This is a genomic window from Plantactinospora sp. CNZ321, from assembly GCF_004217235.1.
Window position 1 is genome coordinate 1723915 of the sequence record NZ_SHKQ01000001.1, and the last position, 23154, is coordinate 1747068.

The 23154-nt window shown below is 71.3% G+C and carries 20 protein-coding genes and 1 pseudogene; 15 read left to right on the plus strand and 6 right to left on the minus strand.

Annotated elements, in window-relative coordinates; translation table 11 throughout:
* Nucleotides 1–92 precede the first annotated feature (92 nt).
* From EV371_RS07635 to EV371_RS07645, 3 genes are all read left to right on the plus strand, one after another.
* Complete coding sequence (locus EV371_RS07635; RefSeq protein ID WP_130461430.1) at nucleotides 93–701, plus strand: winged helix-turn-helix domain-containing protein; 609 nt, start codon at nucleotides 93–95, stop codon at nucleotides 699–701.
* A gap of 2 nt (nucleotides 702–703) precedes the next feature.
* The gene (locus EV371_RS07640; protein WP_349337797.1) at nucleotides 704–2011 is read left to right on the plus strand and encodes an MFS transporter; all 1308 of its coding nucleotides are present in this window, start codon (nucleotides 704–706) and stop codon (nucleotides 2009–2011) included.
* Nucleotides 2012–2139: 128 nt separating this feature from the next.
* The gene (locus EV371_RS07645) at nucleotides 2140–3843 is read left to right on the plus strand and encodes an ABC transporter permease (RefSeq protein ID WP_130461431.1); all 1704 of its coding nucleotides are present in this window, start codon (nucleotides 2140–2142) and stop codon (nucleotides 3841–3843) included.
* A gap of 108 nt (nucleotides 3844–3951) precedes the next feature.
* On the opposite strand, the gene EV371_RS07650 is transcribed toward EV371_RS07645, so the two are convergent.
* Complete coding sequence (locus tag EV371_RS07650; protein WP_130461432.1) at nucleotides 3952–4383, minus strand: 50S ribosomal protein L11; 432 nt, start codon at nucleotides 4381–4383, stop codon at nucleotides 3952–3954.
* Nucleotides 4384–4499: 116 nt separating this feature from the next.
* Between EV371_RS07650 and purB the strand changes: the two genes are divergently transcribed.
* Nucleotides 4500–5924: an adenylosuccinate lyase gene (gene purB, locus EV371_RS07655; RefSeq protein ID WP_130461433.1), complete on the plus strand. Its 1425-nt coding sequence runs from the start codon at nucleotides 4500–4502 to the stop codon at nucleotides 5922–5924.
* A gap of 109 nt (nucleotides 5925–6033) precedes the next feature.
* On the opposite strand, the gene EV371_RS07660 is transcribed toward purB, so the two are convergent.
* Together EV371_RS07660 and EV371_RS07665 are read right to left on the minus strand one after the other, a co-directional pair.
* Complete coding sequence (locus EV371_RS07660; protein ID WP_130461434.1) at nucleotides 6034–6492, minus strand: heavy metal-binding domain-containing protein; 459 nt, start codon at nucleotides 6490–6492, stop codon at nucleotides 6034–6036.
* Nucleotides 6493–6708: 216 nt separating this feature from the next.
* Nucleotides 6709–7365, minus strand: coding sequence for a S1 family peptidase (locus EV371_RS07665; protein ID WP_486484919.1), 657 nt, complete (start codon nucleotides 7363–7365; stop codon nucleotides 6709–6711).
* 378 nt (nucleotides 7366–7743) lie between these two features.
* Between EV371_RS07665 and purS the strand changes: the two genes are divergently transcribed.
* From purS to EV371_RS07685, 4 genes and pseudogenes are all read left to right on the plus strand, one after another.
* A complete protein-coding gene (purS, locus tag EV371_RS07670; RefSeq protein ID WP_130461436.1) occupies nucleotides 7744–8007 on the plus strand; it encodes a phosphoribosylformylglycinamidine synthase subunit PurS in 264 nt (87 codons plus the stop codon).
* Nucleotides 8004–8687 (plus strand): phosphoribosylformylglycinamidine synthase subunit PurQ, encoded by a 684-nt coding sequence (gene purQ / locus EV371_RS07675; RefSeq protein WP_130461437.1) that lies wholly within the window; start codon nucleotides 8004–8006, stop codon nucleotides 8685–8687. Before purS ends, purQ begins: the two co-directional genes overlap by 4 nt.
* 143 nt (nucleotides 8688–8830) lie before the next feature.
* Nucleotides 8831–11242: pseudogene (gene purL / locus EV371_RS07680) on the plus strand (phosphoribosylformylglycinamidine synthase subunit PurL); the annotation flags it as partial.
* Nucleotides 11243–11724: 482 nt separating this feature from the next.
* Entirely contained in the window at nucleotides 11725–12501 is a 777-nt protein-coding gene (locus EV371_RS07685; protein ID WP_130465734.1) for a 2-phosphosulfolactate phosphatase, read from the plus strand.
* A gap of 207 nt (nucleotides 12502–12708) precedes the next feature.
* Here the strand turns inward: EV371_RS07685 and EV371_RS07690 are convergent, their stop codons facing one another.
* The gene (locus EV371_RS07690; protein ID WP_165436629.1) at nucleotides 12709–14580 is read right to left on the minus strand and encodes a carboxypeptidase regulatory-like domain-containing protein; all 1872 of its coding nucleotides are present in this window, start codon (nucleotides 14578–14580) and stop codon (nucleotides 12709–12711) included.
* 246 nt (nucleotides 14581–14826) lie between these two features.
* Here EV371_RS07690 and EV371_RS07695 point away from each other — a divergent pair, with 246 nt between their 5' ends.
* From EV371_RS07695 to amcA, 5 genes are all read left to right on the plus strand, one after another.
* On the plus strand, nucleotides 14827–15180 hold the full coding sequence (locus EV371_RS07695; protein WP_130461439.1) for a sterol carrier family protein: 354 nt from the start codon (nucleotides 14827–14829) through the stop codon (nucleotides 15178–15180).
* 151 nt (nucleotides 15181–15331) lie between these two features.
* Nucleotides 15332–16897 (plus strand): amidophosphoribosyltransferase, encoded by a 1566-nt coding sequence (gene purF, locus EV371_RS07700; protein WP_130461440.1) that lies wholly within the window; start codon nucleotides 15332–15334, stop codon nucleotides 16895–16897.
* Between the two features lie 148 nt (nucleotides 16898–17045).
* Complete coding sequence (gene purM, locus EV371_RS07705) at nucleotides 17046–18191, plus strand: phosphoribosylformylglycinamidine cyclo-ligase (RefSeq protein ID WP_130461441.1); 1146 nt, start codon at nucleotides 17046–17048, stop codon at nucleotides 18189–18191.
* A gap of 202 nt (nucleotides 18192–18393) precedes the next feature.
* Nucleotides 18394–19497: a cyclophane-forming radical SAM peptide maturase AmcB gene (amcB, locus tag EV371_RS07710; protein WP_486484920.1), complete on the plus strand. Its 1104-nt coding sequence runs from the start codon at nucleotides 18394–18396 to the stop codon at nucleotides 19495–19497.
* On the plus strand, nucleotides 19466–19705 hold the full coding sequence (amcA, locus tag EV371_RS07715) for a multiple cyclophane-containing RiPP AmcA (RefSeq protein WP_130461443.1): 240 nt from the start codon (nucleotides 19466–19468) through the stop codon (nucleotides 19703–19705). Before amcB ends, amcA begins: the two co-directional genes overlap by 32 nt.
* Before the next feature lie 289 nt (nucleotides 19706–19994).
* On the opposite strand, the gene EV371_RS07720 is transcribed toward amcA, so the two are convergent.
* Both EV371_RS07720 and EV371_RS07725 read right to left on the minus strand, forming a co-directional pair.
* On the minus strand, nucleotides 19995–20210 hold the full coding sequence (locus EV371_RS07720) for a DUF3073 family protein (protein ID WP_130461444.1): 216 nt from the start codon (nucleotides 20208–20210) through the stop codon (nucleotides 19995–19997).
* A 344-nt stretch (nucleotides 20211–20554) separates the two neighbouring features.
* The gene (locus tag EV371_RS07725; RefSeq protein WP_130461445.1) at nucleotides 20555–21637 is read right to left on the minus strand and encodes a Glu/Leu/Phe/Val dehydrogenase dimerization domain-containing protein; all 1083 of its coding nucleotides are present in this window, start codon (nucleotides 21635–21637) and stop codon (nucleotides 20555–20557) included.
* Between the two features lie 197 nt (nucleotides 21638–21834).
* On the opposite strand from EV371_RS07725, the gene EV371_RS07730 reads away from it, so the two are divergent.
* A complete protein-coding gene (locus EV371_RS07730) occupies nucleotides 21835–22674 on the plus strand; it encodes a DUF8083 family protein (protein WP_130461446.1) in 840 nt (279 codons plus the stop codon).
* A 265-nt stretch (nucleotides 22675–22939) separates the two neighbouring features.
* A complete protein-coding gene (locus EV371_RS07735) occupies nucleotides 22940–23149 on the plus strand; it encodes a BldC family transcriptional regulator (protein ID WP_007073996.1) in 210 nt (69 codons plus the stop codon).
* The last annotated feature ends 5 nt before the right edge of the window (nucleotides 23150–23154 follow it).

Genomic DNA, 23154 nt, shown 5'->3' on the forward strand with positions numbered 1-23154 from the left:
CGGCGATCTCCGCAGGCGGGATAACCGGTTCGGTTCGGTGGCCATCAAACAAATGTTTGATGGTCGGGACGGTGTCTCGTAAACTCCCAAACATGTCTTTGGGAGTTAGTGGCCCGGACGGACCTCCGGGCGACAGCGCAGCCAGCGCCGAGGGCGCACCGGATCCGACCGCCCGGCTCCGGGCGCTGGCCCATCCGGTACGGCTGCGTATCCTCTCCCTGCTCACCGCAGCGGCGTTGACCGCCGCCGAGATCGCCCGCGAGCTGGACCTCACCCACGCCAACGCCAGCTACCACCTCCGGCACCTGCTCGCCGCCGAGATGATCGAGGTGGCTGGCGAGGAGCGCATCCGAGGCGGCGCCGCCAAGCGCTACCGCTACGACGCGGCCCGCGACTTCGACTGGAGGCCGGGGCGGGAGGCCGGCAGCGCCGAAACCGTCGACGCCGAGTCCACGCCCGACCACCAACTCGTCTACGCGGCGCTCGCCGCCGAACTGCGCCGCCGCGCCACCCAGCTCCGGCGCGGCCCGGGCAACTTCCTCACCGACGCGGAGTTCTGGGTCGACGGTGAGACCTGGAACGAGATCCGGACCACCATCGCCGAGGCATCGGCCCGACTACACGCCGCCGCCAAGCCTCCGCGCACCCCCGGCACCAACCGGGTGAGCACCACCGTCGCGCTGTTCCGGATGGAGGACTGATCGTGGTGGATACCCGGGACAGGGTCCTCGCGCCGCTGCGGCACCGGCCGTTCCGCTATCTGGCCCTCGGCCGCGCCGCCACCATGCTCGGCAACGCGGTCGCGCCGATCGCGCTGGCGTTCGCCGTACTCGATCTCACCGGCAGCGTGCGCGACCTCGGCCTGGTGGTCGGCGCGCGGTCGCTGACCCACGTGTTGTTCCTGCTCTTCGGCGGCGTGCTGGCCGACCGGCTGCCCCGGCAAGCGGTGATGGTGGTCTCCTGCGCGCTCGCCGCGCTCACCCAGGGCGCGGTCGCGGCGCTGGTGCTGACCGATACCGCGACGATCCCGGGCCTGGTCGCGCTCGCCGCCGTGAACGGCGTGGTGGCCGCCTTCGCCTGGCCGGCCGCCGCCGCGCTGGTCCCGCAGACCGTGCCGGCCGAACTCCTCCAGCCGGCCAACGCGCTCAACCGGCTCGGCATCAACGCGGCCATGATCGGCGGTGCGTCGCTCGGCGGCGTGCTGGTGGCCGTCGTCGGACCGGGCTGGGGCCTGCTGGTGGACGCCGCGACCTTCGCGCTGGCCGGGCTGGCCTTCTCCCGGGTACGCGTCCACACGGTCGCCGCCGCCCGCACCGAGCGGGTCAACCCGCTCCGCGACCTGCGGGAGGGCTGGACCGAGTTCGTCGCCCGCTCCTGGGTCTGGGTGGTGGTACTCGGCTTTCTGCTGATCAACTTCGCCTACGCCAGCTCCGTCAACGTCCTCGGCCCCGCCGTGGCGGACGAGACGATCGGCCGACCCGCCTGGGGCGTGGTGCTCGCCGCCCAGACCACCGGGATGGTGGCCGGGGCGATGATCGCGCTGCGCATCCGGGTACGCCGGCTACTCCTGCTCGGCGTGCTCTGCATGTTCGCCGGGGTACTGCTGCTGCTCGGGCTGGCCTGGATGCCCTCCGTCGCCGTGCTGGTCGCCGCCGCGTTCGTGGCCGGGCTGGCGATCGAGCAGTTCTCGGTCGCCTGGGAGACCTCGATGCAGCAGAACATCCCCGCCGACAGGCTCGCCCGGGTCTACTCGTACGACGCGCTCGGCTCGTTCCTGGCGATCCCGCTCGGCCAGATGGCCATCGGGCCGGTGGCGGAGGCGATCGGCAGCAAGCCGACGCTGCTGGTCGCCGCCGGAATCGTGCTGGTCGCGGTGCTCGGCATGCTGGCCGATCCCGGCGTACGCCGGCTCTCCGCCCAGTTCCCGGCCGCCCCCGAGCCGTCGTCCGCCGGATCGTCGTCGTTCGATGGGTCCTCGGTGCCGGTGGGGTCGGAAGTGCCCGCTGGCTGATCCGGGATTGCCGGAATCGGCAACCGCTGAGCGTTCGCGCGGGCCTCCTCGCGCGTCGGACCGGGGATCGATACGGTCACCGGAACCGGAACCGGAACCGGCGAGGCGAGGCGAGGGGGCGCACGGGGGTGGGTTATCCAGAGCAGCCGACCGGAACAGGGCATTTTCCATCCACCGGCGGGCATCCGCACCAGCAGTACCCACCCCGGCAACCTCCACCGGGCCAGGCCAGAGCCGGCTCGGCGGGTCCGGCGCTGCTCGGCGTGGCGCTGCTGCTGCCGGCCCTGATCGCGCTGATCTGGTCGTACGTCGTACCGACCTTCTCCACGGTGTTGACCAGTTTCCGCGAGGAGGATCTGTTCCGGGCGCCGCGACCGGCCGGGGTCGAGAACTACCGGACGCTTTTCGAGGACGGCTTTCTCAGCCAATTCGGCCTGGTCCTGCTCCTCGCCCTGCTGCCTCTCGCCCTCGCGTTGGTGCTCGCGCCGCTGTTGTCCTTCGTCGCCGACCGGGCCGGCCGGCTGGCCCGGCTGCTGGCCCGGGCCGTACTCGCCCTGCCTGTCGCCGCCTACGCCCCGGTCGCGGTGTACCTCGGCTGGCGGCTGCACCGCCGCGATCCCGAGTTCTCCACCGACGGCGCACGGTGGGAGCTGGCCTGGGCGGTCGCGGCGACCTCGTTCGGGTTGGTGGTCGCGGTCGCCGCGACGGCGTACCTGAGCGCACTGCGTCGGCGGGAACCAGGGCGTTGGCCGTACCAGGCCATGCTCACGGTCGGCGGCGTGGTCGGCCTGGCCGTCCTCGCCGGAGCGCTGCAGATCTACACCGCCCCGGCGCTGCTCACCGGCGGTGGACCGACCCGCTCCACCACGACGCCGGTGTTGGGCTTGGTACAGGTCAGCTTCGTCACCTTCCGGCTGGGAGTCGGGGCCGCCAGTGCCACGCTGCTACTGGTCATACTCGGCGTACTCGGGCTCGTCGCGACCGGATTACTGCTGGCCAGCCGCGCCCGGATCGATTTCGACGGCTGGCGGGACCGGCCCGCCGCATCACCCGGTGCGGCCGGTGGCCCGTCCGGCCTGCTCGTCGGGATCGTCGTCGCGGCGCTGGTCGTCCTGCTCGCCGTCTTCGCCTGGGCCTCCGCGCCCTGGCTGCGGTACGCCTTCAGCAGCCCGGACACGCCCAGCGGTCCCAACCTGCCCGAGGTCCTCGTCGATACCTGGCTGCCGCCGCTCGTGTCGGCAGTGGTGTCGGTCGGCCTGGCCGCGGTGGCCGGCTTCGGCATCGGCGCGCTGCGCCCGCTGGGCCGGTGGAGCGAACTACTGCTGCTGCCGTTCGCGCCGTGGCTCTTCGTCGGCATCGGTCCGCTGGCCATCGTGGGCTTCAAGAGGGCCAGCGAGAACGACCAGATCGACACGTTCCTCGGCCTGATCCCGCCGGTCTGGCTCAGCGTGCCAGCGCTCTTCGTCTTCACCCTGCTGTTCCGGGGGTTAGCGCCGAAGTGGCGCTCTGGTGGTGATCCCGCTCGTACCCTGCTGTTGCCGGCACTGCCGATGCTGGCCGCCGCCGTGCTGCTGACCTGGTTGGTCCACGCCCAGCAACTGCTCTGGCCCCTGCTGGTCGTGCACCGTGTGGAGAACGCGCCGGCCCCGCTGCTCGCGAACATGTGGACGCAGCAGTTCAGATCCTCCGGCGGGGAGATCCTCAGTCTGGTACTCCCGCTTCCGCTACTCGTCGTGTTCCTGCTGGCCTTCGTCGCGCTCCAGATCGGCTACCTGGATCGGCTGGCCATCCGGACCGGTCGCCCACCCGGAGAGCCGGACCGGGGCGAGTAGCCCTCCGGCCGCCGGGGACGGCTCGACCGGCACCGAGCCGACATCGCCACTCGCCCCGGATCCATCGCCGGACACCTCGCCCCGGACCCGTCGCCGGATCCGTGATCGTCATTCCTCGGCGACGAGCACACCCATCGAGCGGGCGGTGCCGGCGACCTGCCGCATCGCCGCCGCCACGTCGTCGGTGTTGAGGTCCGGCAACTTACGCTCGGCGATCTCCCGGAGCTGCTGGCGGGAGATCTTGGCCACCGTCTGGCTGCCGGGCCGTGCCGACCCGCCACTCAGGCCGAGCACCTTCCGGATCAGGTACGCCGTCGGCGGCGTCTTGTAGCGCAGCGCGTACGAGCGATCCTCGAAGACCGTGACCACCACGGGCACGATCTCGCCGCGCTGGCCGGCGGTGGCGGCGTCGTAGTCGAGCTTCAGCTGCCGGGTGTTGACACCGGTCGGGCCGAGCATCTTGCCGATGTCGACCATCGCCGCGTTGCCGGCGTCGAGTTCCAGGGTGAGCTGGCGGGATACCTTCTTCTGCGCTGCCATGCCGGCGAAGCTAGAGATTCCAGCAGCTGGAGGGTCAACGCGATTATCCCGGTCCGGCCCGGTAAGGGCTCCGGCCCGGGGCGGGCCGGCGGGGCGGGATGGTCGAGAATGGCGGGGTGACCAGCATCCCCAACGTGCTCGCCAACCGCTACGCCTCGGCCGAGCTGGCCGCCCTCTGGTCCCCGGAGGAGAAGATCCGGATGGAGCGCCGACTCTGGCTGGCCGTACTCCGGGCGCAGCGTGATCTCGGCGTGCCGGTGCCGGACGGGGTGGTCGAGGCGTACGAGCGGGTGCTGGACCGGGTCGACCTGGCCTCGATCGCGGCCCGGGAGCGGGTGACCCGGCACGACGTGAAGGCGCGGATCGAGGAGTTCAGCGCGCTGGCCGGGCACGAGCAGGTGCACAAGGGGATGACCTCCCGGGACCTGACCGAGAACGTCGAGCAGCTCCAGGTCCGCGCCTCGCTGGAGCTTGTCCGGGACCGGGTGGTCGCCGCCCTGGCCCGGCTGGCCCGGCTCGCCGTCGAGCACGGCGACCTGGTGATGACCGGCCGCTCGCACAACGTCGCCGCCCAGGCGACCACCCTGGGCAAGCGGTTCGCCAGCGCCGCCGAGGAGCTGCTGATCGGGTACGAGCGGCTGACCGACCTGATCGAGCGCTATCCGTTGCGGGGCGTGAAGGGGCCGGTCGGTACCGCCGCCGACCAGCTCGACCTCTTCGACGGGGACGCGGCGAAGGTGGCCGAGCTGGAACGCCGGGTCGCCGAGCACCTCGGGTTCCGCCGCGTACTGGACAGCGTCGGCCAGGTCTATCCGCGCTCACTGGACTTCGACGTGATCTCCGCGCTGGCCCAGACCGCCGCCGCCCCGAGCAGCCTGGCCACCACGATCCGGCTGATGGTCGGCCAGGAGTTGGCCACCGAGGGCTTCCGCCCCGGCCAGGTCGGCTCCAGCGCGATGCCGCACAAGATGAACACCCGGTCCAGCGAGCGGGTCAACGGCTTCGCGGTGATCATCCGGGGTTACCTGTCGATGGTCGGCGAGTTGGCCGGTGACCAGTGGAACGAGGGTGACGTCTCCTGCTCGGTGGTGCGCCGGGTCGCGCTGCCGGACGCCTTCTTCGCCGCCGACGGGCTGTTCCAGACCTTCCTGACCGTGCTGGACGAGTTCGGCGCGTACCCGGCGGTGATCGCCCGGGAACTCGACCGCTACCTGCCGTTCCTGGCCACCACCAGGATCCTCGTGGCGGCGGTGCGGCGCGGGGTCGGCCGGGAGACCGCGCACGAGGTGATCAAGGAACACGCGGTGGCGGTGGCCCTGGCGATGCGGGAGAAGGGCGCCGCCGAGAACGACCTCTTCGACCGGCTCGCCGCCGACGACCGGCTCGGGCTGACCCGCACCGAGATAGCCGAGCTGGTCGCCGACCGCGCCGGCTTCACCGGAGCGGCGTCCGCGCAGGTCCGTGCCGTGGCCGACCGGATCGCCGCGGTGGTGGAGGCACACCCCGAGGCCGCCGCGTACGACCCGGCGCCGATCCTCTGACCGGCACCCGCTCCGCCACTGCTTCGACTCGCCCGACCCGTGCAGTCGGGCGTTGGGAAGGGGCCCCTTTATCTACCGGAAACGATAAGCAGGGGCCCTTCCCCGCGGGTCAGCTGCGGGGGGTCGGGGTGCCGGCGGCGCTGCCGAGATCCGGGGCGCTGGGCGCCTCGGCGATCGCCCCGGAGTCCAGCGGCTCCGCCAGGTGTGCCGTCTCGGCCGCCACCGTCGGCTGGTCGGCGGGGGGATTCTCCGGTGGCTGGCGGACCGCGACCACCGCCGTGCCGTACGCGCACAGCTCCATCCACATCTCGCCGACCTCACGGTGGTCGAACCGCATCCCGATCACGGCGTTCGCGCCGAGCCGGGTCGCCTCCTCACCCAACTTCTGCACGGCGTCGGTACGCCAGCGGGTCAGGTTCTCGGGCGCCTTGGGGTCGTAGGCGCCGCCACGGAGGTTCTTCACGCCTTCCCGGTACGGGTTCCGGGTTCGGGCCTGGGAAGATACGACCTCGCCGAGTACTGCGCGGATCTCGTACCCCGGTAGGTGATCCGTCGTCACGACCAGCACAACCTGATGCTGGCAGAGCTGGGGCCGGCCGCTTTGCGAAGGCTGTTCACATCGCTTCAGTTTGCGAAACGGCGCGGCTGCCGCGAAAGGGCAGCGGGACCCCGACACCGGCCCCGCCGCGCCAAACCGCGCGCGAGCCCGGAAACGGCGCGGCGCGGACGTCCCAACGCAGTTGGAACGTCCGCGCCCTACCCCTGAGGAGGGTATGGGTGGTGCCTAGACGCCGGAGACGGAGGTGATCCAGGAACGGTTGTAGGCGACACTGCCGTAGTTCTGGATGCTCCGCCCGTCGGCGGTGGAGGCGACGCCCACCTGGGCGCCGTTGTAGACCTGCGGGCCGCCCGAGTCACCCCGCCAGGCGTTGCCGTTGATCCGGCTGCTGCGGATCGCCCGCCCGCCGTACGCGTCGGTGACGTTGGTGCTGGTCACCTGCACCGTGGCGGTCTTCAGCGTGCTGGACGCCGAGCAGCCGCTGTAGCAGGTCATCCCCCACCCGTAGATCGAGTTGGTGGAGTTGACCGGCGGGTAGGCGCTGGACAGGGGCATGTAGCTGGTGTTGATCGACGTGGACAGGTTGAGCAGCGCGAGGTCGTACCGGCCGTAGGCGGCGGTCACGCCGCTGGTGACGCCGCCGGAGGACCGGTTGACGCTGCCGACCCGCACCGACATCGTGCCGCTGACGCAGTGCCGGGCGGTGAGCACCCAGCGGGCCGCGATGATGGTGCCGGAGCAGGTGAACGAGCCGTTGCTGAACACGGCCGCGGCCCACGGGGCCGAGGAGACGGTGCCGCCACCGATGATGAACGGGGTGACCGGGGCGGCAGAGGCGACGGACGGCGCGACGAGCGCACCGGCGAGGGTGGTGGCGAGCATCACCATGGTTCGGCGAAGACGCACGGGGGGCTCCTTCCGGGGGGTTTACCCGGGGTCACCGGGTCGGGTGAGCCGCCGTAGACGGGAGGATGTCCGCCATACGGATCTGGACAGTCAACGTTCGGTGGAGACAACCGGACGTTTGACGCCACAGGCTAGGCTGTTCGTCACCTATTCACAAGAGTGAACCTCTGCGGTCGGTTTCCGACCGTCTCCGGCGGGTGACCGGTCCGCCGGAGGTGGTCGGCGGGTGACCGGGTCCATCGAGGCATCGACGCGCCGGCCCGTGCGTCAACACGCTGGTCGGCCGGGTACGCTGGCTCCGCTCGCCCCTTTCGTGGGCCGGCACCCAACTGCGTACACAGTCAGGAGTGCCCAGTGCCTCGCGTCGTCGTCGACGTCATGCTCAAGCCGGAGATTCTCGATCCCCAGGGCCAGGCCGTCGCGAATGCGCTGCCGAGGCTCGGAGTCACGGACGTGTCCTCCGTGCGCATCGGTCGGCGCATCGAGATCGAGTTCACCGGCCAGCCGGACCTGGACCGGGCTCGGGAGATCGCGGACAAGCTGCTGGCCAACCCGGTGATCGAGGACTTCTCGGTCCGGGTGGCCGATGCCGGTCACGCTGAGGAGAGCAATCCATGACCGCCCGGATCGGCGTGGTGACCTTCCCCGGCTCGCTGGACGACCGCGACGCGGCCCGGGCCGCCCGGATCGCCGGCGCCGAGGCGGTGTCGCTCTGGCACGACGACCCCAACCTGCACGGCGTCGACGCCGTGGTGCTGCCCGGCGGCTTCTCCTACGGCGACTACCTGCGCTGCGGGGCCATCGCCCGGTTCGCCCCGGTGATGGAGACCATCGCGGCCGGGGCCCGGGACGGCCTGCCGGTGCTCGGCATCTGCAACGGGTTCCAGATCCTCTGCGAGGCACACCTGCTTCCGGGCGCGCTGACCCGCAACCAGCACCTGCACTTCCGCAACCGCGACCAGGTGCTGCGGATCGAGTCGACCGGTACCGCCTGGACCAACGCGTTCCAGCCCGGCCAGGAGATCCTGATCCCGGTGAAGAACGGCGAGGGCTGCTACGTCGCCGACGAGCGCACCCTCGACGAGTTGGAGGCGAACGGCCGGGTCGTCGCCCGCTACCTGGGCGGCAACCCGAACGGCTCGCTGCGGGACATCGCCGGCATCACCAACGAGGCCGGCAACGTGGTCGGGCTGATGCCGCATCCCGAGCACGCCGTGGAAGCGCTGACCGGCCCATCCCTCGACGGGCTCGGCTTCTTCACGTCGATCCTCAAGCACCTCGCGGGAGTACCCGCATGATCGAACGGAGTGAGGTCATGGGCCAGCCAGAGCCCGCCCTCGCCGACCACCCCTCGGCATCCGACTCCTCCCCGGTACCCGTCTCGGCCGTCGACGCGTTGGGCAGGGCGGCTGCGGCGGAGTCACCCGTACCCGGCCAGCCGGTGCCGGCGCACGTCGCCGCGGAACTGCCGGTGAACGGCTACCCGGGCGGCCTGGACACCGTGGCGAACGCCGCGGCCACCCCCGACGACCTCCAGCCCTACGCCGAGCTGGGCCTGCGCGACGACGAGTACGACCGGATCCGGCAGATCCTCGGCCGTCGCCCCACCCAGTCCGAGCTGGCGATGTACTCGATCATGTGGAGCGAGCACTGCTCCTACAAGTCGAGCAAGGTGCACCTGCGGCAGTTCGCCGAGAAGGCCCCGCCGAGCGACCGGCTGCTCGCCGGCATCGGCGAGAACGCCGGTGTGATCCAGATCTCCGACCAGCTCGCGGTCACCTTCAAGGTCGAGTCGCACAACCACCCGAGCTTCGTCGAGCCGCACCAGGGCGCCGCGACCGGCGTCGGCGGCATCGTCCGGGACATTCTGGCGATGGGCGCCCGGCCGGTCGCGGTGATGGACCCGCTGCGGTTCGGCGCCGCCGACCACCCGGACACCGCCCGGGTACTGCCCGGCGTAGTCGCCGGAATCGGCACCTACGGCAACTCCCTCGGCCTGCCCAACATCGGCGGCGAGGTCGTCTTCGACGCCTGCTACCAGGGCAATCCGCTGGTCAACGCCCTCTGCCTCGGGGTGCTTCCGGTGCACCGGTTGCAGAACAAGGCCGCCGCCGGCCCCGGCAACGTCGTGGTGCTGCTCGGCGCCAAGACCGGGCGGGACGGCATCGGCGGGGTCTCCGTGCTGGCCAGCGCCACCTTCGACGAGGGCAGCGCGCAGCGCCGCCCGTCGGTGCAGGTCGGCGACCCGTTCATGGAGAAGCTGCTGATCGAGGCGTGCCTGGAGCTGTACGACGCCGGGCTCGTCGTCGGCATCCAGGACCTCGGCGGCGCCGGGCTGACCTGCGCGCTCACCGAGACCGCCGCCGCGGCCGGCACCGGCATGCGGGTCTGGCTGGAGCGGGTACCGCTGCGCGAGGCGTCCATGCAGCCGCACGAGATCCTGGCCAGCGAGTCACAGGAGCGGATGCTGCTGATCGTCGCCCCGGAGAAGCTGAACGCGGTGCTCCAGATCGCCGAGAAGTGGGGCGTACCGGCCAGCGCGATCGGTGAGGTGACCGGCGCCCAGGCGGGTTCCGGGCCGGGCCGGCTACTGGTTACCTGGCAGGGGCAGACCGTCGTCGACGTACCGCCGGGTTCGCTGGTGGACGACGGGCCGGTCTACGCCCGCCCGATGCGCGAGCCGGCCGACCTGATCCTGCTCCAGGCGGACCGGGCCGAGACGCTGCCCAGGCCGGCCACCGCCGACGCGCTCCGGGAGACCCTGCTCCGGATGATCGCCTCGCCGAACCTCTGCGACAAGACCTGGGTCACCGAGCAGTACGACCGGTACGTGCTCGGCAACACCGTGCTGGCGCAGCCGGAGGACGCCGGGGTCATCCGGATCGACGAGCGGTCCGGGCTGGGCGTGGCGATCTCGGTCGACGGCAACGGCCGGTACGCCCGGCTCGACCCCTACCACGGGGCGAAGCTGGCGCTCGCCGAGGCGTACCGGAACGTGGCGGTGACCGGTGCCAAGCCGGTCGCGGTGACCGACTGCCTGAACTTCGGCTCGCCGGAGGACCCGGGCGTGATGTGGCAGTTCGCCGAGGCCGTACGCGGGCTCGCCGACGGCTGTGCGGAGCTGGGCATTCCGGTCACCGGTGGCAACGTCAGCTTCTACAACCAGACGGGTGCGGCGGCGATCCACCCCACCCCGGTCGTCGGGGTGCTCGGCGTGCTGGACGACGTCGCGCAGCGGGTGCCGATGGGCTTCGCCCGGACCACCGGGGCGGACCACGACCTGATCTTCGTGCTCGGCGAGACCCGGGTGGAGCTCTCCGGCTCCGAGTGGGCCTGGGTCACCCACGAGCATCTCGGCGGGGTACCGCCGAAGGTCGACCTGGCGGCCGAGCGCGCCCTCGCCGAGCTGATCGCCGAGGCGGCGCGGGTCGGTCATCTGCGCTCCGCCCACGACCTCTCCGACGGCGGTCTCGGCCAGGCGCTTGTCGAGTCATGCCTCCGGCACGACGTCGGCGCCCGGGTCGCCCTGCCGGAGGGCTTCACCACCGGCTCGATGCCGTTCGTCTTCCTGTTCAGCGAGTCGGCCGGCCGGGCGATGGTGGCGGTGCCGCGCGGGCACGAGAAGGCGTTCACCGCCCTCTGCGTCGAGCGGGGCGTGCCGTGGACGCTGATCGGGGTCACCGACACCGCCGGGCACGAGCTGGAGATCAGGGACCAGTTCACGATCGGCCTGCCGGAACTGCGTGCGGCGTACAGCGCCACCCTGCCGAGCCTGTTCGGCGAGGGCGCGGCGACGCTGGCCGAATCCATCGCGACCGGGACCGGCACGCCGGAGGTCGAGCCGGCCGGCCCGGATCGGGATGCGGCCGGTCCCGGTGGCACCGCGCAGGTCATCGACACCGACCGGGCCGAGCCCAGCACCCTGCCCGAGCCCACGGTGGCCGAGCCGAGCCTGCCCGAGCCCACGGTGTCCGAGCCCACGGTGCCCGAGCCCACGGTGGCCGAGGCGACTCCGGCCGACGATTCCGCTGCGACCGGCGATGCGGTTTCTGGTGATGCTGTAGCTGCGACGGGCGATGTCGCTCCTGGCGACGCCGGTGCGACGGGCGATGCCGTACCTGGCGACGCCGGCGCGACGGACGATGCCGTGCCTGGCGACGCCGCCGCGAACGGCACCGTGGCCGGCGACGCCGTCGCCGGGCCCGCCGCTGGGGCCGATCCCGCCGCACAGGCGGAGGGCGCGGCCCCGAGTGATGCCGGAGAGCGCCCGACGGACTGACCCGGCCGCATGGCGGTCGGGCTCTCCCGTGGCGAAGGAACCGCAGTGTGACGGAACTGACCCGACCATCGGACGGCTCGACGGAATCGGTCCACGCCCAACCCGGCACCGGCGCCAGACTGGACTGGGGGTCGGCCGGCGCGACCGAGCTGAGCCGGGTCTGCGCGGTGCTGGTGGTCGTGGACGTGCTCTCCTTCACCACGTCGGTCGAGGTGGCGGTCGCGCGGGGGATGCGGGTGCACCCGTTTCCGTGGGGCGCCCAGGCGGCGGAGTACGCCACCCGGGTCGGCGCGGTGGCCGCGGTCGGCCGCCGTGCGGTGACGCCGGACCATCCCTGGTCGCTCTCCCCGGCGGCCCTGCACGCCGCTCCGGTCGTGCCGGACCTGGTGCTCCCGTCCCCGAACGGCTCGGCGATCAGCGCCGCCGCCAGCGCCACCGGACTGCCTGTGGTCGCAGCCTGCCTGCGTAACGCCAGCGCCGTCGGGCGCTGGCTCCTCGCCCATGGGTACGGCTCGACCACGGCACCGATCGGTGTCGTGGCGGCCGGGGAACGCTGGCCGGACGACAGTCTCCGGCCCGCGGTCGAGGACCAGCTCGGTGCGGCGGCCGTGCTGGACGCCCTCTCCACGGTTTCCGGTGGGCTCTCCGTCGAGGCGGCGCTGGCCCTGGCCGCGCTGAACAGCCTCCCCGACGTACCTGCGGCGGTCCGGGGCAGCGTCTCGGGGCGGGAACTCGTCACCCGGGGGTTCGATCGGGACGTCGAGATCGCGGCCCAGATCGGTGTCTCGGATGTGGTGCCGGTACTCCGCAACGGGGTCTACTCGCCGGCCTGATCCAACGGGGTCTACTCGCCAGCCTGAACGGGTCCTCGCGGGCCGTCCCACGGTTGAGGAACGGGGCCCCCGGTCCCGGAAACGGGAAAGCAGTGCGTGGTGCCGGGGCGGGCCGTGGTGCGGGAAACCAGATCGTGTGCGGGAAACGGCCGGGGCCCGGCTCGCCGTCGCGAACCGGGCCCCGGCGTTACGTCCTGCAGGCCGCCGTCAGTCGTCCAACCAGTCGAGCGACCGGCGCTCGGAGCGGCTCGGCTGTGGCGGCGCACCGGACCGGCTGTGCCCGGCCCGCGGCGCGTCGTCGTAGTAGCCGCCGCCCTGCTGGCCGTAGCCAGCACCGCGGTCGTCGTAGCCGCTCTGGTCGTCGTAGCCGCTACGGGGATGGTCGTAGCCGCCGCCGGTGGTCGGCTGGTCGTAGCCGCTCCGGTCGGCGTCGTAACCCTGCGGGTCGTAGCCGGCCCGGTTGTCGTAACCCGGCTGGTCGTACCCGTCGTCGACGCGGTCGTATCCGGCACCGGTACGCGGCTCGTCACCGTAGCCGCCCCGGGCCGCGCCGTAACCCGCGGCGTCGTAGTCGTCGCCCCGACCGTACTGCTGGGTGGGCTCGTAGCCACCCTGGCCGGCGCCGGAGGACGGGCGGTAGGCGTTGGTGTCGTACGGGTCGGCCGCCGGGCCGTACTCGTCGGCAGCGTCCCGGGCGCCGGTGTAGCGCCCCGTCGGCTCGTCGTATCCCTCGTCGTAACCGCCAGCCCCGTTCACGGGGTATCCGCCGCCGGAGACGGGCGCACCGTAGCCCGCGCCCGAGCCGGGCGCGTTGCCGTAGCCGGCGCCGGAGGCGGGTGCGCCGTAGCCGGCGCCCGAGCCAGGTGCGTTGCCGTACGCACCGGCACCCGAGCCGGGGCGGTCACCGTAGCCGTTGGCGTTGCCGCCCCAGCCCGGCTGCCCGCCGCCGTAACCCGGCGTCTGCGGCCCGGGCAGCGGCGCACCGTACGGGTCGGGGAACTCGTCGTCGACCAGTGGCGCACTGTGCATCATGGTCGGTGCGTCGGCCAGGTTGCCGCCCCGGTTGACCATCGTCGGGTCGGCTCCGACGCCGGGCCGGGTGGTGACCCGGGTGGCGTCGTCGTCCGGGTAGCGACCCCGACCGGCGCCCATGCCGGAGCGCGGCCCCGGTCCACCCGGTCCACCGGGACCGTCCTCGTCGTCCTCGTCGTCTTCCTTACGACGCATCAGCAGCAGCACGATGGCGCCGACACCGAGCGCGACCAGCAGACCGCCGGCCAGGATCAGCACCCACGAGCCGAGCCCGCCGCCGGATTCGTTGGCGCTCTGGTCCTGCGCGCCCGCATCCTGGCTCTCCTCGACACCGGCCTCCTCGGTGGGTTCCCCCTCGACGGCCTCCTCGGTCGGCTCCACCGTGGCCTCCGCGGTCGCGGTCGGCGGGGCGGCGAGGGCGAGTTGGATGCCCTGGTTGTTCAGACGGGCACCGGCCGAACCGTTCACGTTCCTGGTGTCGGTGATGCCGTCCTTGGTGGCCCGGATCTGTAGCCGCCCCGGCGCGATCGGCCGCTCCTGCGAACCGGTGAACCGGTAGCTGCCGCTGTTGTTCGTGCTGGCGCTGTGGGTACGCCCCTGCCCGTCGGTGAGCCGCATGCTGACGCCGGGTATCCCGTCGCCGGTGTTCTCGTCGGTGACCCGTCCCGACACCTCGGCGACCGTCTGCACCTCCGGCGGCGGCTCGGGCCCGCGCACGGTGATGTTCCGCGAAGCCGTGTCGCGGTCGCCGCCGACCTCGGCAGTAATCTGGATGCTGCCGGACCGGCTCTGCCCGGCCGGGACGTTCCCAGCACGGAGCGTGACGGTGTACGGCTTGGTCGCGCCGAGGTCGATGGTGTCGGTGAAGTCGCACCGCTCACCCTGGCACCGCACCTCGTTGAAGCCCCGGACGTTGATGTTGAACGCGGTGTCGCCGCCCAGCACACCGCCGTTGTTGTTCTTGATGCTGAAGGTGAGCTGGGTCGTCTGCCCGGCGTTGAGGCTGGCGTTCACCCCGGTGATGGTGACGGTTGGGTCGTCAGCCAAGGCTGGTGTGGTGGGGAGAGCGAATACAGCGCTGGCTGCCAGCGCCACGACCACACCGGCCCGGTAGATCCAGGCTCGTCGGTGTGCTGTCACGTCCACCGCCTTCCGGGGCTCCACCGCCGACCCCTCGTCGGCCGGGGATCAACCCATACGACTACACCGTCGGCAACTATGCCTTGTCTGACCGGATGAGCGCGACCCAGGGGCGGCGAAAAATGCCACGAAGCCAGGTCGTATCGTCCCGACGTGTCCTCTCCGCACAATAAGTCCGCACCGGTCGCTGCAGCGCTGGCCGATCTCGACGCCGGCCGTACGCCTGACCGGGCGACCCTACGGGACGCCGTTCGGGCCCTGCTGGGTGACCTGGCTCGTGCTGCCCCCGGCCGGGCGGTGGAGGTCCGGGTACCACCTTATGGTGCGGTGCAGTGTTGTGCCGGCCCGCGACACACCCGTGGTACACCGCCGAACGTGGTGGAGATGGCGCCGGCGACCTGGGTCCGGCTGGCGACCGGGCGGATGTCCTGGTCGGAGGCGGTTGCCGAAGGGCTGGTGCACACCAGCGGCAATCGTTCTGATATCTCCCTTTATCTCCCGATTTAGCTGAACTTTTCCATCACCATCCGTCACTTATGGGGGCCATAACGTGGCTCTCTGTATCGGCTCCGGTTCGCGTACACTGTCTGAGTCGACGGAACCCGAAATCACCCGGGCGACAGGCGAGTCCGAGCAGATCAGCAAGAGGGAGCGGCAGGTGCCCCGAGGCGACGGCCGGTTGAGCCATGACCTCGACCCCCAACGACCCGGTCCGCAGGACGCGTGCGGCGTTTTCGGAGTCTGGGCCCCGGGCGAAGAGGTGGCAAAGCTCACCTACTTCGGTCTCTACGCACTGCAGCACCGTGGTCAGGAGGCTGCCGGCATCGCGGTGAGCGACGGGTCGGGCGTGGTGGTCTACAAGGATCTCGGCCTGGTCGCCCAGGTCTTCGACGAGCCGACGTTGGCGAGCCTGCGCGGCCACCTGGCGATCGGACACACCCGATATTCCACAACCGGCGGCTCGACCTGGGAGAACGCCCAACCGACCATCCGGGCCAACACTGCGGGCACCACGATCGCGCTGGCACACAACGGCAACCTGGTGAACACCGCCGAGCTGGCCCGGGACGCCGTCGAGCGCGGCATGGACTCCGACGGGTCGACCTCCGACACCGCCCTGGTGACGACGCTGCTGGCCAGCCGCCCCGACCTGTCCGTCGAGGCGGCCGCGCTGGAGGTGCTGCCGACACTGCGCGGCGCGTTCAGCCTCGTCTTCATGGACGAGACCACCCTCTACGCCGCCCGCGACGCCTACGGGGTCCGTCCACTGGTGCTCGGCCGGCTGGAGCGTGGCTGGGTGGTGGCGAGCGAGACCGCCGCACTGGACATCGTCGGGGCGAGCGTGGTCCGCGAGATCGAGCCCGGCGAGCTGATCGCCATCGACGAGCACGGCCTGCGGTCCGCCCGGTTCGCGGCGCCGGAGCCGAAGGGCTGCCTCTTCGAGTACGTCTACATCGCCCGGCCGGACACCACGATCGCCGGGCGCAACATCCACGCGGCCCGGGTCGGCATCGGCCGGAGGCTCGCCCGGGAGCACCCGGTCGAGGCCGACCTGGTGATCCCGGTTCCGGAATCCGGCACCCCGGCCGCGATCGGCTACGCCGAGGAGTCCGGCATCACGTACGGCGCCGGCCTGATGAAGAACCCGTACGTCGGGCGCACCTTCATCCAGCCGTCGCAGACGCTCCGCCAGCTCGGCATCCGACTCAAGCTCAACCCGCTGCGGGAGAACGTCCGGGGCAAGCGGGTGATCGTGGTGGACGACTCGATCGTGCGCGGCAACACCCAGCGGGCGATCGTCCGGATGCTGCGCGAGGCCGGCGCCCTGGAGGTGCACGTCAGGATCTCCTCACCGCCGGTCAGCTGGCCCTGTTTCTACGGAATCGACTTCGCCACCCGGGCGGAGCTGCTCGCCAACGGGCTGGACAACGAGGGCATCCGGCGGTCGATCGGGGCCGACAGCCTCGGCTACGTCTCCCTCGCCGGACTCATCGCCGCCACCGAGCAGCCGAAGACCCGGCTCTGCCGAGCCTGTTTCGACGGGGAGTACCCGATCGAGCTGCCGGCAGGGAACCTGATTGGCAAGCACCTACTCGAAGGGGTTGACCGCCGGGTCGCCGGCGCCGGGGCGGAGGAGGTGGTCTCGACCGGGGCCACCCGCGGTCCGGGCGGTCAACCGTTCGTCAGCAATTCCAGCGGCGGCGAGGTGTCGTCGCACGCGTAGGCACCACGCCGGGCACGGCTGATGGGCACGGCGCCCGGCGGCAGGACCGGCCCGACCGGGTGGCTACATCCGGTCGGGCAGCACGGAGTCGAGCGATCCTCGACCGCTACCGACGCGGCCAGCCGCGAGAACCACTAAGGGGAGAACCGTGACGCACGTGACCGAGCGCAGTGGTGCAGGAAGCGGCCCGAGCGGCACCCATCAGCCCTGGACGGCGGGGATGGGCCGGTCCGGCCGCAAGCGCACCGTGTCGTACGCGGACGCCGGCGTCTCGATCCACGCCGGCGAGCGCGCGGTCGAACTGCTCCGGCCGAAGGTACAGGGCACCCGGCGCCCCGAGGTGATGGGCGACCTCGGCGGCTTTGCCGGCCTGTTCCGGCTGGACACCCAGAAGTACCGCAACCCGATCCTCGCCTCGTCGACCGACGGGGTGGGCACCAAGCTGGTCATCGCGCAGCAGATGGACATCCACGACACCGTCGGCATCGACCTGGTGGCGATGGTCGTGGACGACCTGGTCGCCTGCGGCGCCGAGCCGCTCTTCCTGCTCGACTACATCGCCTGCGGCGAGGTCGTCCCGGACAAGGTCGCCGAGATCGGCGCCGGCATCGCCGACGGCTGCCGGTACGCCGGCTGCGCGCTGCTCGGCGGCGAGACCGCCGAGCACCCCGGCGTGCTCCGCCCGGACGAGTACGACGTCTCGGCCACCGGCGTGGGTGTGGTGGAGGAGAGCGAGATTCTCCGCCCGGAGCGGGTCGAGGTCGGCGACGTCGTGATCGCGATGGGCTCCTCCGGCCTGCACTCCAACGGCTACTCCCTGGTCCGGCACGTACTGCTCGGCGCCGGCCGGATGCGGCTGGACACCGTGATCGAGGACTTCGGCAGGCAGCGGACCCTGGGTGAGGAGCTGCTGACCCCGACCAAGATCTACGCGCAGGACTGCCTGAAGCTGATCACCGAGGCCGAGGTTCGCGCCCTGGCGCACGTCACCGGCGGCGGAATTCCCGGCAACCTGGTCCGGGTGCTCCCCGACCACGTCGACGCGGTGGTCAACCGGGCCACCTGGCGACCGCAGCCGATCTTCGACCTGGTGCAGGCCAAGGGCCGGATCGAGGACCAGGACATGGAGTCCACCTTCAACATGGGCGTGGGCATGTTCGCCATCGTGTCGGCCGAGGACGCCGACCGGGCGCTGGCCTGCCTGACCGGCCGGGGTGTCGAGGCCTGGCAGGCGGGTGAGATCATCGAGGGCACCGGCGAGGTGCACATGATCGGCCAGCACACCCGGGGCTGACCCGGACGCGGCCCGGCAAGCCGGGCATGCGACGCTGGGCCGAGTACGAAAAGGCGTCAAAACCCGTATCCGCGATATTGCCCGTGATTCTCGGCATACCTGGTCAGGACTTCACCGGGGTGGCTACCGCCACCTAGCCTGAGGGGCACCTCACAGGCGGGGGAGGAGGGCCATGGCTGTCCGTGGACAGGAGTTTTCCGGCATGCGGGGGATCGCCGCGGTCCCCAGCTACGTGGTTATGCAGCCGACCACGCTGTGCAACCTCGACTGCGCGTACTGCTACCTTCCGCTGCGGGCGACGGACCGTCGGATGACGGTACCGGTGGCGGCCGCGGTAGCCGGCCCGGTCAACGGCTGGGCGCGACACGGGCGGTTCTCGGTGGTCTGGCACGGGGGCGAGCCACTCGCCGCCGGACGGGAGCACCTCGCGGCGCTGCTGGCGCCCTTCGACCCCGCGGTCGAGCACCACGTGCAAACCAACGCGACGTTGATCGACGACGCCTGGTGCGAGTTCTTCGCCGCACACCGGATCCGGGTCAGCGTCAGCGTCGACGGACCCCGGGACCGCAACCGGGAGCGGGTCGGCCGGGGCGGCCAGCCGTCGTACGACCGGATCATGGCCGGCGTCGAGGCGCTACGCCGGCACGGGATCGGGTACTCGGCGCTCTGCGTGGTGAGCCGGCCGGAGCCCGGTCTCGCCACCGAGCTGTACGACTACTTCCTCGGGCTCGGCTGCGACGTGCTCGGAATCAACATCGAGGAGACGGAGGGGGTCAACACCCGGCGCAACGCCCATCCGGCGGAGCTGGTCGGCGGCTTCTGGGCCGAGCTCGTCACCGCCTGGCGCCGGGATCCCCGGATCCACCTCCGGGAGATCGAGTGGTCGCTTCGGTACGCCGCGGCGGTCCTCGACGGCGCCGAGGACGACGTCCTGCCCCGCCAGCTCGACCCCATCCCGACCATCGGGTACGACGGCTCGGTGGTCCTGCTCTCCCCGGAGCTGGCCGGCTTCTCCGACCCGCACTACGGCGACTTCACCAGCGGGAACGTCCTGGAGACCCCGTTGGGGGACATTCTCGGCAGCGCCGCACAGACGCCGTGGGTGACGGAGTTCCTGACCGGCGTGGAGAGTTGCCGCGCCCGCTGCCCATACTTCGGATTCTGCGGGGGCGGACACGCCGCCAACCGCTACTTCGAGCATGGGCGCTTCGATGGTACGGAGACCGACCACTGCCGCAACAGCAAGATCCGTCTACTAGAGGGAGTGTTGGATCATGCCCGAGACCACGAGCCAACCGCCGCCTGAGCCGGTCGAGGCCGGAGTGCACGATCCGGTGGCCACCCGGGTCCTGGGTGCTCGGGCCGGGCTCACCACCCTGCTGCGGGAGGCGGCGGAGGCGCGACGGCTCCGGGCCGAGGTGCCGGCCGGCGGGGACGGGGCGAGCGCGGTCTGCGCCTGGAACCACTTCGAAAACATTCCGACGTTCTACAACTGGAACAATCGCCCTCGATGAGTCTCGCCCGGGCGGGCGGGTGGGCGGAAACCGACCTGATGGGCGGGCCGTCCCGTCCGTCCGCCTGGTGCTCGGACGTCCCGCCGTGTCGCTGATGGACGGGCGGGCCTTACCCGACGCCGGAGCGACGACGGGCCACAGCCAGCGGTAAGGACCTGCTGGTGGGCTGGAGACAGACTCCGGCCCGGCAGGTCCTTACCGATTGGCACCCCGACCGGCGGTACGGCCCGCAGGCACTCGGACACGCGTGAGCACGCGGTGTTACCGCGTGCTCAGATGTGACCAGAGATCAGCGGGCTGAGACCCAGTTACCCGGGTCGTCGTCCGCGTCGTGATCCTCGTCATCGTCGTCGACATACTCTTTGTAGTCGTCGTCGAAGTCGTGGTCCGACTTGCGGCTGCCGCCGAGTTCTCGCTGCAAGGCGGCGAGGTCGGTGTTCGGGGAGTGGTACTTCAACTCCCGGGCGACCTTAGTCTGCTTGGCCTTAGCACGGCCGCGCCCCATGGCTCGACCCCCTCGCACAGAATTCGGGGCAGCCCGAAGGCGGGCCCCGATGACGTCAGGCATCTCTCGTGGCTCTTACGGTACATGGGGATGCCCCGGTTCGGCACCTCGGGTTACCACCGCCCATGCCCGCGCGTCGCACCGACATCGACGGGCGGTCCCATCCTACTCAGTAAGGAGCGCCGACCCGGCCCAGTCATGACGCGTTTGTCGTCTCCAGACCCATCAGTCCAGTACAACGTACTTTCTACCTGATTACCCGGCAATCGACTGGACGTCCGTCCGGCCCGGGGCACGAAGCCGGTACCCATCGACTCCGGCCCCGAAGCCGTCGGAGCCGACGCTCAGCCCAGGTGGATCGTGCGCAGCCGACCCACGTCGGCCATCCGGCGCTCGGCGAGCCGGTCGGCGGCGACCGCCGGTGGCACGCCCTCGGCGTCGGCCAGCCGCAGGATCTCCCGGGTGGTGTCGTAGATCCGGGTGGCCCGCAGCTTCGCGCGCTCGAAGTTGAAGCCCTCGATCTCGTCGGCGACCTGGATCACGCCGCCCGCGTTCACCACGTAGTCGGGGGCGTACAGCACGCCCCGGTCGGCGAGCAGTTTCTCGATGCCCGAGTGCGCGAGTTGGTTGTTGGCCGCGCCGACCACCACCGAGGCGCGCAGCGCCGGCACGGTGGTGTCGTCCAGAGCGCCACCGAGGGCGCAGGGGGCGTACACGTCGATGTCGGAGGTGATCAGGGCCTGGGTGTCGGCGACCACCTCGACCTGCGGGTGGGTCTGCCGGACCCAGGAGAGCGCCCTGGGGTTGACGTCCGTCGCCACCACCGCGGCGCCGTCGTCGACCAGGTGGCCGGTCAGGTGCTTGCCGACCTTGCCCAGCCCGGAGATCCCGACCCGGCGCCCGGCCAGGGTCGGTGACCCCCAGGTGTGCTCGGCAGCGGCCCGCATTCCCTGGAAGACGCCCCAGGCGGTCAGCACCGACGAGTCCCCGGCGCCGCCGTGCTCGACGCTGCGGCCGGTCACGAAGCGGGTCTCCCGGGCCACCACGTCCATGTCGGTGACGTAGGTGCCGACGTCGCAGGCGGTGTAGTAGCGACCGCCCAGCGACTCGACGAAGCGCCCGTACGCCCGCAGCAGCGGCTCGGTCTTGATCCGCTCCGGGTCGCCCCAGATGACCGCCTTGCCGCCGCCGAGGTCCAGCCCGGCGAGTGCGTTCTTGTACGCCATGCCCCGGGACAGGTCGAGTACGTCGTGCAGCGCCTCGGCCTCGGTCGCGTACGGGTAGAACCGGGTGCCGCCGAGCGCCGGTCCGAGTGCGGTGGAGTAGATGGCGATGATCGCCCTGAGCCCGGTCTGCTTGTCCTGGCAGAACACGACCTGCTCGTGGCCGTCGGAATCCGGCCCGTCGGTACTGGCGAATACGTCCATGTCGCGCTCCTGATCTCCGATGGGCATCCTCGTGGGATGCGGCGGGAAGGGGGGTTCCCGATGTGCCGGCGGGGGATGTTGCCGGCCTGCTCCGAGCCTAATCGTGATCGGCCCGGGTGTGGATCGTGGCCGGCGCGCGCGACATTGATTGGAGACGCCGGGGACAGTCGGCTCCCGTTTCGTGGGAGGATCGCGCCGTGCCGTCGCTCTTCGCTTCCTACCTGCGGGTGTACGAGCCGTTGACCGCCTTCGACCGGGACCGGCAGATCTTCTGGCGTCGCTACGTCAAGGAGGGCAGGGCGGTGGCCCCGCTGGAGGGACCGGTACGGCAGCGGACGGCGGTGATCGAGGCGCTCGGTGCCGGCTGGACCCGGCTGCCCGACCTGCCCGAGGAGGCGTACGTCCTGGAGGCCGACGACACGCTGCTGGTCTGCCCCTGGAACCTGCGCGTACGGGTGGCCGAGGCGGCGCTCAGCGCCCGGGACGGCGTACCTCCGGTGCTGGCCGACGCGTTCGTCCCGCCGGTGCTCGCCGGCCAGGCGAAGGCCGTGGTGGAGGACTGGCGCAGCGGGGCCCGGGTGCTGGAGCACGGCGTGCCGAGGCTGCACGAGCAGATCGCCACCTGGGGGGTGCCGCTGCGCTGGTTCGTCTTCGTCGACCCGGAGGAGCGCGAGCTGACCACCCGGCCGGATCGGCGGGTGCTGCGCTACCGCACCGAGATCTCCAAGGCCCGGCGGCGGGCCTCGCGGGGCCTGTCGGTGCTGCGCAAGTCGGTCGGGGACGCGCCGATCACCGAGGCCGTCGAGGAGGGGGCCCGGTGGCTGGAGGAGTTCCATCCCCGGTCGGTCGTGGAGCTGGACTACGGTGGGCTGGTCGACCTGCTTCCGGACGAGGCGCTGGCCGCAGACGACTCGCCGGAGCTGGTCGCGGCCGGATTGGCCGGGCTGTCGAAGGGGGACGCGGAGGCGGCCACCGAGGCGTACGAGAAGCTCGTGGCACGCTGGCGGGCAGTCCAGTTACTGGAGCGTTGCAATTAGCGAATGATGCGGGTCAGGGCTGAATGGGAGCGCGCACAGGTGAATGCCCCTCGTAACATCGACGTCACCAGGGGCAATCGGCCGTCCGGTTAAGTCTTTTTCTGGCATAAAAAAGGACCATATATCGGTCATTGTTCATCCGTCCATCCAGGGACCTTCGGCCGTTCGGCCCATGTCGGACATCGGGGACTAGCCGGACCATGGGAGACGCGTCGGCCGGCGGGACCCCGGCCGATGTCTATAGGCACCTGTGGAGGAGTGACCGATGGCATCGCGTACGCATGAACCTGAGCCGCTACTCACGCCGGCAGAGGTCGCGTCGATGTTCCGTGTCGACCCGAAGACCGTGACCCGGTGGGCCAAGGCGGGGAAGCTCAGCGCGATCAGAACGCTGGGCGGGCACCGCCGTTACCGCGAGTCGGAGGTTCGTGCCCTGCTGCAGGGCCAGATCCCCCAGCAGCGGCAGGGCGACTGAGACTC